Source organism: Rhodococcus sp. P4_C10 (assembly GCF_056402135.1).
The window spans coordinates 194,110-208,819 of the sequence record NZ_JBFUHZ010000009.1 but is presented as its reverse complement, the minus strand read 5'-3'; the positions used below and the strand labels follow the sequence as shown (position 1 = coordinate 208,819).

Below are 14,710 nucleotides of genomic sequence, written 5' to 3'. Positions count from 1 at the left end.
CTCGCACTCGTCTCGTGCTGTGACGCGCATCGCTCGGATGTCTCACGAAGACCGTATTGCCGTCTGTTCGGTTCGTCAAGACCTATCGATCGCTAAGTTTCGAACGGATGGGTGTCCGTGCTATCGACGACGATCCATTCGCCATGCCACCCCTCACTCAGAGATTGCTTCTGTGTGACAGAAATGGGGAGGGGGTGTCGGAGTGACTTACATGACCGGACAGACCATCGTTGTAGATGGTGGCTGTCCAGCCCGGGTGATCGCGTGTCGGCGGGATACCGTGGTGCTCATGGAGCGGTCGGGTCGAATCGGTGGGGAAGGGCTGGGTGCCAGGATTCGCGCCGCGCGTATCGAGCGCGAGGTCGGGCTCCGGCAGCTTGCTCAGCTGGTCGGCATGAGCCCGTCATCTCTGAGTGAGTTCGAGAACGGGAAGAGTCTGCCGGGTCATGAGCGCTTGCAGGCTCTCTCGGCCGCGCTCGAGGTGCCGCTGGATCTGCGTCCGCCCGAGCCCGCCGGCCCACTGTTCGACGACTGGCGAGACTTCGAGCCGCTGGACCTCCCTCCGGTCTTTCGAACGGCGCTGGATGTCTTTGTGGAGGTCGGCTACCACGCTGCCACCGTCAGGATGATCGCCGACCGGTGCGGCTTGTCGATGGCCGGCGTCTACTACCACGTGGAGAGCAAGGACGTTCTGCTCACTGAATTGCTGCAAGGCGCGATGGCCGAGCTGACAAGCCGATGCGTGGCTGCAGACGCCGAAGCGGATTCACCCGATCAACGGTTGGCGAACCTCGTCGAGTGCGTGATCCTTTTCCACACATACCGTCAGGCCTCGGCGGTGCTCGCGTCCACTGAGTTACGGTCGCTCGACGAGTCCGGCCGATCGCTACACCTCCAGGCACGGACGCAGGTCCGGGGCATTGTGCAGGCAGCCGTGGAGGCCTGCCGTGATGCGGGGCGGGTCGGAACCGTGCCGGCGTCGTCGACGGCCACGGCGATCGTCACGATGTGCGTTGCCGTGGCCGATTGGTACCGGCCGGGGATCGGTCAGTCGCCGCACGAGATCGCACGGGAGTACACGGACCTCGCGCTGGCCATGGTTGGTGCTGGCTCGACCGATGTCCCGGGTTCGCGGGACTGACGATTCAACGCCAGGTGATCTCCTGGATCGCCGCTGAAGTCCTCCACGCTGTGCCTTTCCTGACGGCTGCAGCTTTTGTGCCTCGTACCCTTGACTTACGTTGTCGGCCCGTGCAACTCTGAAGCAGAGAGATGTTCTGCATTGCAGAATGATGCGGTGTCTGGGTTGTCAGTCCCGCGGAGAAACAAGCCAAGGTAGCGAGTGCAGGTGTGTGAATCCCACATCGTGGTCAGGGCCCTCGGTCGCATCGGTGGGCGTGAGCAGTGTCCCGGCGAAACTGGTTCCGCAGCATGCGGGTCACGCGCGAGTGGGTCAGCAACCGGCACCTCCGCTGTCGCCAGTAGAACAGCTGTAGCCAGTAGAACTGGCCGGATCCGAGGAGCGCGCAGTTGACCGCGATTGTCAAGGGGCACCCGTCGACGAATGACGACTCGTATCAGCTCAACACGACCACGCTGATCCGTCACGCGGCCCGCAACTACCCGGAGCGCGAGATCGTCTATCGCACCGGCGACGGGGGATGGGACCGCTACACCTACGGCGACGCCTACGCGCGCATCAAGCGGATTGCCAACGCCCTGACCGACCTGGGCGTGAAACCCGGTGATGTGGTGGGGATCCTGGACTGGAACAGCAAGCGGCATTTCGAGCTCTACTGGGCCATCCCGGGCACCGGAGCGGTAATGCTGCAGATGAACCTGCGCCTGGCACCCGAGGACGTTGGGTATGTCGCCACCCACGGTGGCGCGTCTGTCGTCCTGGTGGACGAGAGCCTGCTGAGCGTCGCGGAGTCGGTGGCGCCGTTTGCGCCGGAGGTTACCTGGGTGGTGATGTCCGACAAACCTCTCTCGGAGATCGCCACCACGTTGCCGAACGTCCGTCATCTCGAGGACCTGGTGGCGAAGGCGTCCCCGGAGATCGACTGGCCGATGATCGACGAGAGCTCCGCCTACAGCGCCTGCTACACGACCGGCACCACCGGCCGGCCGAAGGGCGTGTACTACTCGCATCGAGCGATCTACCTGCACACCCTGACACAGGCCTCGTCCTACGGGATGAGCGCCGCCGACGCGGTCATGCTGATCACGCCGATGTTCCACAGCCAGTCCTGGGGTCTTCCGCAGTCTGCCGTCTACGTCGCGGCCAAGATCGTTCTGCCCGGCCGCTATTCGGCAGCGGACACTGACATGTTGGCGGACGTGATGATCGCCGAGAACGTGACGGTCGCGAACGGCGCCCCGGCGATCTTCCAGCCGATGCTCGACTACATCGAGACGCTCGACGTCAAACCGGACTTCAGTCGCACCCGACTGCTGTCCGGCGCCACCGAGCCCGCACTCTCGCTCATGCGTGGGTTCTACGACTTGACCGGTGCTGACTTCATCCATGCGTACGGGGCCACCGAGACTGCGCCGATGGCTTTCGTCAACTACGGCCGCAAGGTGACCTTGCAGGGCAAGGTGACGGAGGAAGAATGGTGGAGCATCAAGCGCTATCAGGGTCTTCCCGCGGGCGGTGTCGATGTGCGGATCGTAGATCCGGAGGGCAACGACTTGCCGCACGACGGCAACAGCAAGGGCGAGGTCCTGCTGCGGGGACCGTGGATCACCGCGCGGTACCACAGGCTTGATGACGACGCCGACAGGTTCCTCGACGGTTACTGGCGAAGCGGCGATATCGGGACCATCGATCAGAACGGCTACCTCAAGCTCGCGGACCGGCTCAAGGATGTCATCAAGAGTGGCGGCGAATGGATTTCGTCGATCGACATGGAAAACGCGATCACGGCCCATCCTCGGGTGGCCGAGGCGGCGGTGATCGGTGTCGAGCATCCGAAATGGCAGGAACGTCCGGTCGTGATCATGGTGACCACGGACGGAGAGGAAGTTGCGCTCGCCGAGATCCACGAGTTGCTTCACGGCGCGTTCGCCAAATGGCAACTCCCCGACACGATTCTGTACGTCGACGCGCTTCCGCGTACGAGTGTCGGAAAGCTTGACAAGAAGGTCATGCGCGTTCAGCACGGGGACCTCTACCGAGGCGCGTAGTTCTGTCCTCAGGCCCGAGCAGTGCGATTGTCGCACTGCTCGGGATTTGCTGTATCTGTGTGTTGTGCAAGTCTTTCCGGCCTTTCGAGGCAGGGATTTTCCTTCTTCGTAGTAGAAACACTTTCTGATAGCCTCCTCACAGGAGTCGCTGGAAGTGACTCGAATCACCTCGAAGTCAAGGAGACTCAGTTGACCAAGTGGATCGCATGTCTCGAAATGAAGACCGGCCAGCAGAAGAGCCCGGTTCCCGATCGCCTGATCGCGCCCGGGTACTCCGTCGAGTCGGTGTTCACGGAGATCCGAGTGACCCCGATCGACGCGGTCGACCTCCTGCTCTCCGATGTCGTCTACGCGGAGGCTGCCATGCGGGCCGCTCGCGACGGGTGCGCCGGAGTTCTGATCGGCGGGGTTCCGGACTACGGCCTGGCAGCCGCGCGCGCCGCCTCCGATGTCCCGGTGGTCGGTAGCGGTGAGGCAAGCCTGCTGGCAGCAGCCGCTCTCGGCGAGAAGTTCAGCATCGTCACGATCTGGCCGGAGACGATGGACTTCGTCTACGAGCGTCTCCTGCGCGATAATCCTGTTGGACGGCAGTGCATCTCGGTACGCTACGTCTCAACCCACGCTGAGCAGAGCACTCTGGCTGATGAAGACAACTTCCTCACCCAGATGAAGGCCGGACGCGAGGACATTGTCGAGCGCATCCTTGCCGAGATCGAACTCGCAGTGCAGGACGGCGCCAAGTCGGTCATCCTTGGGTGCAACTGCATGAGCCCGGTCGCCGAGATCCTCGCTGCCCGCTCGAGCGTCCCCATCGTGGACCCGACGACGGCCGGCTACCGCCAGCTCGAGACGCTGATCGAGCTCGGCTTGCGCCCGGCGCGGGATCCGCGGGTGCCGCGATCGGAGCGTCAGGAGCTCTTCGCCGAGATGGTTCAGGCGGCGGACGGTGCGCTCGGCGCCGATCAGGACGACTGCCCGGTTTGTGTCCTCAATGACGACGGCACTGCTTCGTGCGATCTGCCGGCAAACGTGCCCGCCGAAGCGTAGGAGCGGCAGAGATACATGAGCACTGCGTACACACTCGAATCAGTAGCTGCCCGAGCCGAAATCGAAGACGTCATCCACCGCTACTGCCATGCGACGGATCGTCGGCGTTGGTGGTTGATGGACTCGGTTTTCCACGAGGACGCAACCTGCCGATTGTCATCGATCGGCGGAAGCTGGCGCGAATTCGTCGCACAAGGCTCCGCACTTCTCGAGCCGGTCGAGGCGACGCACCACCAGGTCGGCAACATCATGATTGCTTTCGAGGGGAGCGTCGCACACGTCGAGACGTATGTGACGGCATTCCATGCCATTCCGCATGATGCGCCTGTCGGTGGTGGTTTCGGTGGCACGGGTGAGGCGTACGAAGTCATGCTCGGCGCTCGCTATATCGACCGATTCGAACTCCGCGACGGTCGCTGGCGGATTGCGGACCGGCGCCTGCTCACGGAGTGGCGCAATCACCGTCCATCGCGAGAAGGCGGCCTTGCTGCTGTCTCTGGCCAGGCGAGGGGACAGCGAGAGGAGGGGATCTCGGGATCGGTAGTCGAGGCTTGGCGCACAGACGATCTCGGTCGAGTAGACGCCAGTCGGCTTGTCGACCGTGCGGAAATCGCCGATGTTGTCAACCGCTTCTGCCACGCAGTGGATCGGAACCGATGGGAACTGATGGCGAGCGTATTCCATGAGGACGGGAAAACTGTCTTCATCGGAAACGAGCTGCCTTGGCAGAAGATGGTAGAGAACGCGCGGGTATCGATGGGCTCCCTCGAGCGGACCCATCATCAGACGGGCAACATGCTGTTTTCCTTCGACGGTGACGTCGCCGAAGTGGAAACCTACGTCACCGCCTATCACCGAGTTCCGTCTACTGCTCCTTCAACTACGTTCTGGGACGGACGAAGTGAGGATTACGAGGGCGTCGCAGGTGGTCGATACATCGATCGATTCGAGCGCCGTGACGGTCGCTGGCGCATGGTCGAGCACCGAACCTTTGTCGAGTGGCGTCATGACCACGGCGTCGCGGAAGGCTCGCTGGCTCAAACCCCGTCGAGCATGCGAGGCCAGCGTGGAGATGCCGACGCATCACTTCCGGTGATAGCCGCGCTACTGAACTGATTGTCGTATTGCTTTGACGTGCAACGAATGAGCGCCGGTGAACCACCGGCGCTCATTCGTTTTCAGGGCCTTCGTCAGTTCTTCGCGATTTCGCGACCGATGATCTCTTTCATGATCTCGGTAGAGCGTTCGGCATCTTGTTGCCCCGCTGGGCGGCCACGTCGGCCTCCCTCTGTCATGGAGTTATTACTTAGCGCTCGCTATAGCGGTAGTGTGGGTCACCACAGACAGCCGAAGATTCCGGGAAGCCGGGCACCGTTCATCCGAGAGTGTGTCAGCATTTCGGAAGGTCGAATGATGTTGCTGGGCAACTCGTTCGGATGAGTCAAATCTGATGTGACGAGCTCGCGACTCCGTCGGTGTCGTGCGGACCGCCCGAACTTCCCTCATGCCGCTCCCTGAAAGAGGCCCGCATGACCACTCCGTCCACGGTCCATGACGTCATCATTGTCGGTTCCGGCCCCGCCGGATACACCGCTGGTGTCTACACCGCGCGCGCTGAGCTCGCGCCCCTTCTGTTCGAGGGAACCCAATTCGGTGGCGCCCTCATGACCACCACCGAGGTCGAGAACTTCCCCGGATTCCGCGAAGGAATCATGGGCCCCGACCTCATGGACCAGATGCGTGAGCAGGCCCGGCGCTTCGAGACCGACATCCGCACCGAAGACGTCGACGCGATCGACCTGAGCGCACCGATCAAGACCGTCACCGCGAACGGCGAAACCTACGCCACGCACGCAATCATCCTCGCCATGGGCGCAGCCGCCCGCTACCTCGGTATCGACGGCGAAGAACGCCTCCTCGGCCGCGGCGTCAGCGCCTGCGCCACCTGCGACGGCTTTTTCTTCCGCGACCAGGACATCGTCGTGGTCGGCGGCGGCGACTCCGCAATGGAAGAGGCCACCTTCCTCACCCGCTTCGCCCGCTCCGTCACCCTCGTGCACCGCCGCGAGGAGTTCCGCGCCTCACGCATCATGCTCGAACGCGCCAAGGCGAACGAGAGGATCCGCTTCCTGACCAACACCGAACCCGTCGAGGTGCTCGGCGAGAACAGTGTCACCGGCCTCGAGGTCCGCGACACCGTCACCGGTGAAACCTCCACCCTCGACATCACGGGCATGTTCGTCGCCATCGGTCACGATCCGCGCAGTGAACTCGTCAAGGGCCAGGTCGAACTCGACGACGCCGGCTACGTCCGCGTCGCCCCGGGTTCCACCGCGACCTCCGTCGACGGCGTGTTCGCTGCCGGTGACCTGGTCGATCACACGTACCGTCAGGCCATCACCGCTGCCGGCACCGGATGCTCCGCGGCGATCGATGCCGAACGCTGGCTTGCCGATCGTGGGGACATCACCGCCAACACGCTCGACGCTGCCGGGCACAGTGTCGATGTCGTCGGCGCTCCCTGACCTCTGATCGCTTTACCTTTACGCTCGTTCCCAAACCTCGAGGAGTAACCGTGTCGAATACCGTCACCATCACCGACGATTCCTTCAAGCAGGACGTCCTGGCAAGTGACAAGCCTGTTCTGGTCGATTTCTGGGCTACGTGGTGCGGCCCGTGCAAGATGGTTGCCCCGGTTCTCGAGGAAATTGCCGGTGAGAACAGTGAGAAGTTGACCATCGCGAAGCTCGACATCGATGCCAACCCGGCCTCCGGCCGCGACTTCCAGGTCAAGTCGATCCCGACGCTTATCCTGTTCAAGGGTGGCAAGCCGGTCAATACGATCGTCGGTGCGAAGGGCAAGGCCGCGCTGCTCGGGGAACTCGCGGACGTTCTCTGACCTACCCCGTACGCACTACGGAATCGCAGGTCATTCGATTCCCAGCGCACGCGACCACAGGTAGGTGAGGGTGTCGATCGCCTCGTCATCCGACCCAGGTCGCCCAATCCCTTGTACATCCATGCCCAGCCACAGATAACAACTGTGTTCGAGCATGGAGGAGAGTGCTGATGCGGTGACGTACGGATCCAGCTTCGGATCCACCATCCCTTCTCGCTGAAGCACTTTGACTCGTCCGGCAATCTGTTTGACGCCTACCTCGCGAATCTGCATCCACGCTTGCAGGAACTCGTCCTCGACCGAGGCAGCGTGCGTGATTCCGACCAGTTCAGGAAGGAACTCGGTGTAGGTGCGCCAGAACACGGCGATGGCCGATCTCAGTGATTCCGAGGTGTACACGCCCTGCGGATCAGGGTTCCCCTGATCGAGGACGCGGTTCAAGAAGTCCTCCAACATCGCGTGGAGGATCTCCCGCTTGTTGTCGAAGTAGTTGTAGAGCGTGGCCGGAGACTTGCCGGCCTCGTCAGCGATATCGGTCATCCTGGCATTGAGATAGCCGTCGCGCTTGAAGACGGTGCGTGCAGCGGTCTTGATGAGCTGTGCGGTCTGCTGCCCCTTCGTGCCCACGTGCTGGTGCCCGGTACTCGTTGTGTGCACCTTGATGGCCCCTTTGATCTTGTCGCTGTAGGCCTCGATTGTATCGATATCGCTGACGGGGATGCACTTACAGCTTGGGCATGACCTCGGCGGCGAACAGCGCCATCGTGTCCATGAGCATCTCGTGCGGGAGTGCACCGCAGTCGAAGGCGGCGAGGTGGATGTCGGGATCTATGGTCTCCTTGAACGTGCCCATTCGATCGAGGACCTCTTCCGGGCTGCCACACATAGCCGTTCCCTCGATCAGTTCCTCGTAGTTCACGGGGGACTTGTTGCCGAGCAGTTGGCGTGCCCACGTGACATACCCGGTCAAGTAGGGGCGCCACTGCTCGCGTGCGGCCTGGCTGTCAGGTGCGACGTGAACGTAGCTGCAGGAGCCAACCATCGCCTGCTTGCCCTGCTCCTCCATGAGCTCGCGGTAGATCTTCACGAGCGGGCCCCAGGTATCGATGCGGGCAAAGATGCTCGGCAGCATCAGCGGTAGCCCTTGTGCGGCGGTGCGTCGGACGGACTCCTCGGTGGTGCCGGTGCCCATCCACACGCGGGGTGCGCTCGCGAGCGGTGAGGGCTTGAGCTGTACGTTCTCGAGCGGTCCGCGGAACTCGCCGGACCAGTTGAAGGGCTCCTTCGAGTTCCAGAGCTGATCCAGCAGCTGGACCTTCTCGCTCATGATGGCGTGGCCCTGCTTGGGGTCCAGGCCGCCGAATGCCGCATAGGTTTCGGGGTTGATGCCGCGTCCGACGACGATTTCGGCCCGACCTCCGGACAGCTGGTCGAGCGTTGCGAAATCCTCTGCCACGCGGACGGGGTCCGAGGTGGCCAGCAGGGTCACGGCAGTGGCCAGCCGGATCCGCTCGGTGCGCTCGGCAATTGCAGCGAGCATGAGCTGCGGTGAAGAGATGATGTAGTCGTTGAAGTGGTGCTCTCCCAGCGCGATCATGGAGAATCCCAAGCTCTCCGCTTCCACCGAGCTGTCGACGACGGAGCGCAGACGCTCGCCCTGTGAAGTGCGAATCCCCGTGTGCGGGTTGGGCAGGTGGTCGCCGAGGCTCATGACGCCCAGTTCCATGTGATGTTCCTTCCGGTGGTGCGAGTCACAATAACTAAAAGTGACGTTAGTTTTAGTTTTGTGTCGCGTCAAGACCTGGAGTGAAGGTCTTGCGGGTAAGGTCGCGCGGGTGGAGGATGCCGAAAGGCGCTAGGACGCTGGGACTCTCGAGTCGGGGTATGTTCGGGGTCCGGACTCGCAGTCCCGGGAGTCGCGGATAGCGGGGCGAAGGGCAGCGGGTTGGAGGGTTTGGGGTGCGTCGTGGCGCGGGATGACGCTCCGGTCGCTGAAGTTGGCTCCGCCACTTGAGTTTCGAAGAAGGTTGACCTGGAGTCGCGCACGCATCGTCCCCTTCGGGGCCCTCCGGGAGCCGCGTCTCGTAGTCGGAGGCAGTCGTGAGACCCCGGGAGCGAACGAACCTCGGCAGGAAAGTCCCTGCCGTCCCAGCACACTCAGGATTGAGGACCAGTTATGCAATTGGTGGTAAACGAGTTCGGTGCCGTTCGGTTGGAGAATCGGGACACCTTCACCGGCTTTGCGGTGCGTGCGCCGGCCGACTACGCGACCGTTCGGGTAGGAGAGGCTCTCGAGGCTGCATCGGTGGGGGAGACAGTCGGCGGGAATGCCTGGATATCCGCTGCGGCCGTCGCACGACTGGCCGATGCGGATGGTGCCGGTGACGACTGGCGGGCCGGCTTCCAGGCAATGCGGGAGTACGCGCGAGGGAAGGGCTGGGTGCGAGCCGACGGAGCGATCCGGGCCCACATCGAGCATTACTGACGAGTCCTGGGCGCCGGACAGGCCGACAGCGAGCACTGGGCGTGCACATGGCAGGTCGCCGTGTGCACGCCCAGTGGAACCGCTGCTTGCCGGATGTACGGGCTCAGAGGCTCCATCAGACCAGGGCCGCTTGGTTGTTGAGAACTAGGGCAGACGTTGCCGTTTGCCTCGACGCCGAGCGAGTCGGAGTAGCGGAAGTCGGGCGATCTCCCTCCAAGCAGGTTGCCCGCCGGTATGGTTCAGAGAATTCGTGTCACCGGAACTCGGCGGCGATGTCCCGTCCGATGATCTCCTTCATGATCTCGGTGGTGCCGCCGTAGATCGTCTGGATGCGGGTGTCGACGTAGGCGCGGCCGATCGGGTACTCCATCATGAATCCGTAGCCGCCGTGCAGCTGCACTCCGCGGTCCACGACCCGCTTCTGCAGCTCGGTGGCCCACCACTTCGCCTTGGACGCGTCGACGGCGGTCAGTTCGCCTGCGTTCAGGGCGATCACGCAGCGGTCGATGTGCGACTCGGTGACCTCGATCTCGGTGAGCATCTCGGCGAGCACGAACCGCGAGTTCTGCAGGTCGCCGATCGGCTTGCCGAACGCCTTGCGCTCGAACGCGTAGCTCTTGGTCCACTCGTAGGCGGCCCGGGCGGCGGTGATGGCGCCGACGGCGATCCCGATCCGCTCCAGCGGCAGGTTCTCCATCAGGTGGATGAAGCCGCGGCCCTCGGTGCCGAGCAGGTTCTCTGCGGGCACCCTGACGTTCTCGAAGACGAGCTCGGCGGTGTCCTGCGCGGCGAGCCCGACCTTGTGCAGCTTGCGTCCGCGGCTGAAGCCGGGGGTGTCGCGTTCGACGACGATCAGCGAGAAGCCCTTCGATCCGGCGTTCGGGTCGGTGCGGCACACGACGATCACCAGGTCGGAGTGAATGCCGTTGGTGATGAAGGTCTTCTGGCCGTTGATCACCCACTCGTCGCCGTCCCGGACCGCGGTGGTCTTGACGCCCTGCAGGTCGGAACCGGCGCCCGGCTCGGTCATCGCGATGGCGCCGATCACCTCGCCGGCGGCCATGCTCGGCAGCCAGCGATCCTTCTGTGCCGCGGTACCCAGGTGCAGGATGTAGGGGATCGTGATGTCGTCCTGCAGGGAGAGGCTGGACCCGAACGACGTGGTGCCGGTGCGGGCGATCTCCTCGGAAACGACCTGCCGGAACCGGTAGTCGGTGACACCCGACCCGCCGAACTCCTCGGGGACGCCGAGGCCGAGGATGCCGGACTTGCCCGCGGCGACGTAGGACCCTCGGTCGATCAGCCGGTCTTCCTCCCACTGCAGGTAGTGGGGTTCGACCTCGCGGGCCAGGAACTCGCGGACGGTGCCGCGGTAGTCCTCGTGATCGGATTCGAAGTGGTTGCGCTGCATTGTCCTTGCTCCTTGCTGGATCAGGCGTCGACGGTGCGGGTTCCCCGGTCGTCTGCCGAGCGGTAGGGGATGTCAGGAAGCGGGGGATGGCCGACGACGCGCAGGGCGATGGCCGTGTAGCGGGTGGCGACAGCGTCGGGCGTCAAAGGCCCGTCGATCTGGAACCACCGGGCGATCGACTGACCCATGCCGAGGAGCGCACGCACTGTCTCCGGGATGTCGTCGACGACGAAGACCTTCCGGTCGACGCCGTCCGCCACCAGGTCGAGGGCCATGAGTTCGAGCCTCTTGCGGGTCGCCGCGTAGTTGCGGCGGTTCTCCGGCGCGACGTGCCGCAGCTCGGAGTCGAGCGCGGACTGTCGGGAGCGGTGCGTCATGTTCAGCACCACCGCATCGAAGAAGTAGGCGAAGCGCAGGACCGGATCGTCACCGCCGTCGGCGACCGCGGCGACGCAGCGGTCGATCAGGTCGCGGACCGCGGTGTCGAGCAACGCCACGAGAACCGCTTCCTTGTTCTCGTGGTGGTAGTACAGGGCGGGCACCGTTACCCCGACTCGACGGGCCAGGTCGCGGACCGTGGTGCCGTGGAAGCCGTTCTCGTGGAAGGCATCCAGGGCGTGGTCGAGGATGGGGCCGAGCTGCATCGGCTCGAATTCCCGCCAGTTGGTGATGGTTTCGGGCGGTGCAGACATCGGCCCCTCCTCGATCACGTGTGGGTCAGCGCGGGGCCATGCGGATGGCGCCGTCGAGACGGATGGTCTCGCCGTTGAGCATCGGGTTCGAGACGATGTGAGCGGCCAGGGCGCCGTACTCCGACGGATCGCCGAGACGGGACGGGTGCGGCACCTGCTGGCCGAGCGAGGCCTGTGCGGCCTCGGGCAGCGAGCCGAGCAGCGGGGTCTTGAACAGGCCGGGTGCGATGGTGACGACGCGGATCAGCAGCGACGCGAGGTCGCGGGCGATCGGCAGGGTCATGCCGACGACACCGCCCTTCGAGGCGGAGTACGCGGCCTGGCCGATCTGGCCGTCGAACGCGGCGACGGAGGCGGTGTTGATGATGACGCCGCGCTCGCCGTCGATGGGCTCGGTCTTCGAGATGCGCTCGGCGGCAAGGCGAAGCACGTTGAAGGTGCCGACGAGGTTGACGTTGATGATCTTGGTGAAGGAGTCGAGAGGGAAGGCACCCTGCTTGCCGACGGTCTTGACGGCGTTGCCGATGCCGGCGCAGTTCACCAGCACTCGCAGGGTGCCGAGGGACTCGGCCAGGTCGAGGGCGGCGGTGACGGCTGCCTCGTCGGTGACGTCCGCCGCGGCGAAGCGCACCCGGTCACCGAGTTCCTTGGCGACGACCTCGCCGTTGGAGCTGGGGAGGTCGACGATGACCACCTGGGCGCCGTCGGCGAGGAGGGCCTTGGCGGTGGCCAGGCCGAGGCCGGAGGCGCCGCCGGTGACGAGGGCGACGCTGTCGTTGACGATCATGTGGTGTTCCTTTCGGGAAGTGGTGTGTCTCAGAGTCGTTCGATGATGGTGGCGTTGGCCATGCCGGCGCCCTCGCACATGGTCTGCAGGCCGTAGCGTCCGCCGGTGGCCTCGAGGTGGTTGAGCAGGGTGGTCATCAGTCGGGTGCCCGAGGACCCGAGTGCATGACCGAGGGAGATGGCGCCACCGAGGGGGTTGAGCTTGGCGGGGTCGGCGCCGAACTCGTGGGCCCAGGCCAACGGCACCGGCGCGAAGGCCTCGTTGACCTCGTAGGCGTCGATGTCGTCGATGCTCAGGCCCGCCTTGGCCAGGACCTTGTGGGTGGCGGGGATGGGGGCGGTGAGCATGAGCATCGGGTCGTCGCCGACCACGGAGAACGAGTGGAACCGGGCACGCGGGGTGAGCCCCAGCTTGTTCGCCATCTCCTCGCTCATGATCAGCACGGCGGAGGCGCCGTCGGTGAAGGGGGAGGAGTTGCCCGGGGTGATCTGCCACGGGGCGTCGGGGAACCGGGCCGCGAACTCGTCGGTGCGGAACGACGGACGCAGGCCGGCCAGGCCCTCGGCGGTGGTGCTGGTGCGGACCGTCTCGTCGACGGTGTGCGTGACGGTCTCGCCGGCGGCGTTCGTGACGGTGATCGGCACGATCTCCTTGTCGAACAGGCCGTTGGCGGCCGCTGCGGCGGCGCGCTGGTGCGACTGCGCGGAGAACGCGTCGAGGGCCTCGCGGTCGAGCTTCCACTTCGCGGAGATCAGTTCGGCGGAGATGCCCTGGTGGATCAGGCCCTCCGGGTAGCGGGCGGCAATGCCGGCGCCGGCTGTGTCCTGGCCCATGGAGGACGTGCCCATGGGGATACGGCTCATCGACTCGACGCCGCAGGCGATCACGATGTCGTAGGCGCCGGCGATGACGCCCTGGGCGCCGAAGTGTGCGGCCTGCTGGCTCGACCCGCACTGGCGGTCGATGGTGGTGGCGGGCACGGACTCCGGGAAGCCCGCGGCGAGCAGCGCGGTGCGGGAGATGTTGAGGGCCTGCTCGCCGACCTGCTGGACGCAGCCGCCGATGACGTCGTCGACCTGGGCGGGGTCGAGGCCGTTGCGGTCGACGAGGGTGCGCAGCACGTGGGACAGCATCTCGACGGGATGGGTCCCGGACAGCGCGCCGCCGGGCTTGCCTCGTCCGGATGCGAGGCGGACGGCGTCGACGATGACAGCGTTGGTCATGAGGGGAACCTTTCGAGGGAGGGAGGAAGGTGGTGCGGCCCGGCGCCCCGGAGGCAGGGGCTCAGCGGAGCACCGGGCCGAGATCGGGAGGTGGTCAGCGGCCCTGCCAGACCGGCGGGCGCTTCTCGGCGAAGGCCTTCGGGCCTTCCTGCGCGTCGGCGCTGGTGAAGACGAGCTTCACGGCCTCGGCATTCCGGTCCCACACGTCCTGTTCCCAGTCCGAGTCGGAAGCCGTCCGGTGGATCATCGACTTCGATTCGCGCACGGCCAGCGGCGCGTTCGCGGCGATGCTCTCGGCGAGTTCGAGGGCGACCTCGAGGGCGGTGCCGGCGGGCGCGACGCGGTTGACCAGACCCAGTCTCAGGCCGTCAGCGGCGGTGATGGGCGCGCCGGTGAGCGCGAGTTCGAGGGCGACCTTGCGGGGGACCTGCTGCTGCAGGCGGATCACGCCGCCGGCCGCGGCGAACAACCCGCGCGTGACCTCCGGCAGCCCCAGTTGTGCCTGTTCGTCGACGACCGCCAGGTCCGACGCGAGCACCAGTTCGGTGCCGCCGCCGAGGGCGAACCCGTTGACCGCCGCAATCGTCGGCTTGCTCACCCAGTGCTGGACGAAGCCCGCGAAACCCCATTCCGGGTGGCCGTCGGCGTCGAGGGGGGCGCCACTGCCGAGCGCCTTCAGGTCCGCGCCGGCACAGAAGGCCCGCCCGGCGCCGGTGAGGACGATGGCCCGAACCTCGTCGTCGGAGTCGGCCTGTTCGAGCAGGGTCCCGACAGCTGTCGAGAGCGCCGCGTTGACGGCGTTCAGTGCGCGCGGGCGGTTGAGGGTGATGATCGCGACGCTGCCTCGGCGCTCGTACAGCGCCGCGGGCTCGGGCGCGGTGGTCGACTCGTCGGCCATGGGTTGCTCCTCGGGGGATCTTCTGCGAAATTGATTTACTGAACGCTCGCTAAGACAACTATCACGCTACCCGGGAGGT

14 protein-coding genes are annotated in these 14,710 nt (G+C 65.0%); 7 read left to right on the top strand and 7 right to left on the bottom strand.

Features of this window, described 5'->3' with window-relative positions; all coding sequences use genetic code 11:
• Positions 1–211: 211 nt before the first annotated feature.
• The 6 genes from AC1DWC_RS08255 to trxA all read left to right on the top strand — a co-directional run bounded on the left by AC1DWC_RS08255 (position 212) and on the right by trxA (position 7,135).
• On the top strand, positions 212–1,141 hold the full coding sequence (locus AC1DWC_RS08255; RefSeq protein ID WP_477907055.1) for a TetR-type transcription factor C-terminal domain-containing protein: 930 nt from the start codon (positions 212–214) through the stop codon (positions 1,139–1,141).
• A 389-nt stretch (positions 1,142–1,530) separates the two neighbouring features.
• Entirely contained in the window at positions 1,531–3,189 is a 1,659-nt protein-coding gene (locus AC1DWC_RS08250; RefSeq protein ID WP_477907053.1) for a long-chain-fatty-acid--CoA ligase, read from the top strand.
• Between the two features lie 189 nt (positions 3,190–3,378).
• Positions 3,379–4,236, top strand: a complete 858-nt coding sequence (locus AC1DWC_RS08245) for an aspartate/glutamate racemase family protein (protein ID WP_477907050.1) — start codon at positions 3,379–3,381, stop codon at positions 4,234–4,236.
• A gap of 15 nt (positions 4,237–4,251) precedes the next feature.
• Entirely contained in the window at positions 4,252–5,352 is a 1,101-nt protein-coding gene (locus AC1DWC_RS08240) for a nuclear transport factor 2 family protein (RefSeq protein ID WP_477907048.1), read from the top strand.
• A gap of 413 nt (positions 5,353–5,765) precedes the next feature.
• The gene (gene trxB, locus AC1DWC_RS08235) at positions 5,766–6,761 is read left to right on the top strand and encodes a thioredoxin-disulfide reductase (RefSeq protein ID WP_477907046.1); all 996 of its coding nucleotides are present in this window, start codon (positions 5,766–5,768) and stop codon (positions 6,759–6,761) included.
• 50 nt (positions 6,762–6,811) lie between these two features.
• A complete protein-coding gene (gene trxA, locus AC1DWC_RS08230; RefSeq protein ID WP_477907044.1) occupies positions 6,812–7,135 on the top strand; it encodes a thioredoxin in 324 nt (107 codons plus the stop codon).
• Between the two features lie 30 nt (positions 7,136–7,165).
• Here the strand turns inward: trxA and AC1DWC_RS08225 are convergent, their stop codons facing one another.
• On the bottom strand, positions 7,166–7,762 hold the full coding sequence (locus AC1DWC_RS08225; RefSeq protein WP_477907042.1) for a TetR/AcrR family transcriptional regulator: 597 nt from the start codon (positions 7,760–7,762) through the stop codon (positions 7,166–7,168).
• Positions 7,763–7,859: 97 nt separating this feature from the next.
• Positions 7,860–8,861: an LLM class flavin-dependent oxidoreductase gene (locus AC1DWC_RS08220; RefSeq protein ID WP_477907040.1), complete on the bottom strand. Its 1,002-nt coding sequence runs from the start codon at positions 8,859–8,861 to the stop codon at positions 7,860–7,862.
• Between the two features lie 450 nt (positions 8,862–9,311).
• On the opposite strand from AC1DWC_RS08220, the gene AC1DWC_RS08215 reads away from it, so the two are divergent.
• A complete protein-coding gene (locus AC1DWC_RS08215) occupies positions 9,312–9,620 on the top strand; it encodes a hypothetical protein (protein ID WP_477907038.1) in 309 nt (102 codons plus the stop codon).
• 253 nt (positions 9,621–9,873) lie between these two features.
• On the opposite strand, the gene AC1DWC_RS08210 is transcribed toward AC1DWC_RS08215, so the two are convergent.
• From AC1DWC_RS08210 to AC1DWC_RS08190, 5 genes are all read right to left on the bottom strand, one after another.
• Positions 9,874–11,031, bottom strand: coding sequence for an acyl-CoA dehydrogenase family protein (locus AC1DWC_RS08210; RefSeq protein ID WP_477907036.1), 1,158 nt, complete (start codon positions 11,029–11,031; stop codon positions 9,874–9,876).
• Between the two features lie 20 nt (positions 11,032–11,051).
• Entirely contained in the window at positions 11,052–11,723 is a 672-nt protein-coding gene (locus AC1DWC_RS08205; RefSeq protein ID WP_477907034.1) for a TetR/AcrR family transcriptional regulator, read from the bottom strand.
• A 25-nt stretch (positions 11,724–11,748) separates the two neighbouring features.
• Positions 11,749–12,510, bottom strand: coding sequence for a 3-hydroxyacyl-CoA dehydrogenase (locus tag AC1DWC_RS08200; RefSeq protein ID WP_072844451.1), 762 nt, complete (start codon positions 12,508–12,510; stop codon positions 11,749–11,751).
• Positions 12,511–12,539: 29 nt separating this feature from the next.
• Entirely contained in the window at positions 12,540–13,733 is a 1,194-nt protein-coding gene (locus AC1DWC_RS08195; RefSeq protein WP_477907032.1) for a thiolase family protein, read from the bottom strand.
• A 94-nt stretch (positions 13,734–13,827) separates the two neighbouring features.
• Positions 13,828–14,631 carry a crotonase/enoyl-CoA hydratase family protein gene (locus AC1DWC_RS08190; protein WP_477907029.1) on the bottom strand — a complete coding sequence of 268 codons (804 nt, stop codon included), beginning with the start codon at positions 14,629–14,631 and terminating at the stop codon, positions 13,828–13,830.
• Between the last annotated feature and the right edge of the window lie 79 nt (positions 14,632–14,710).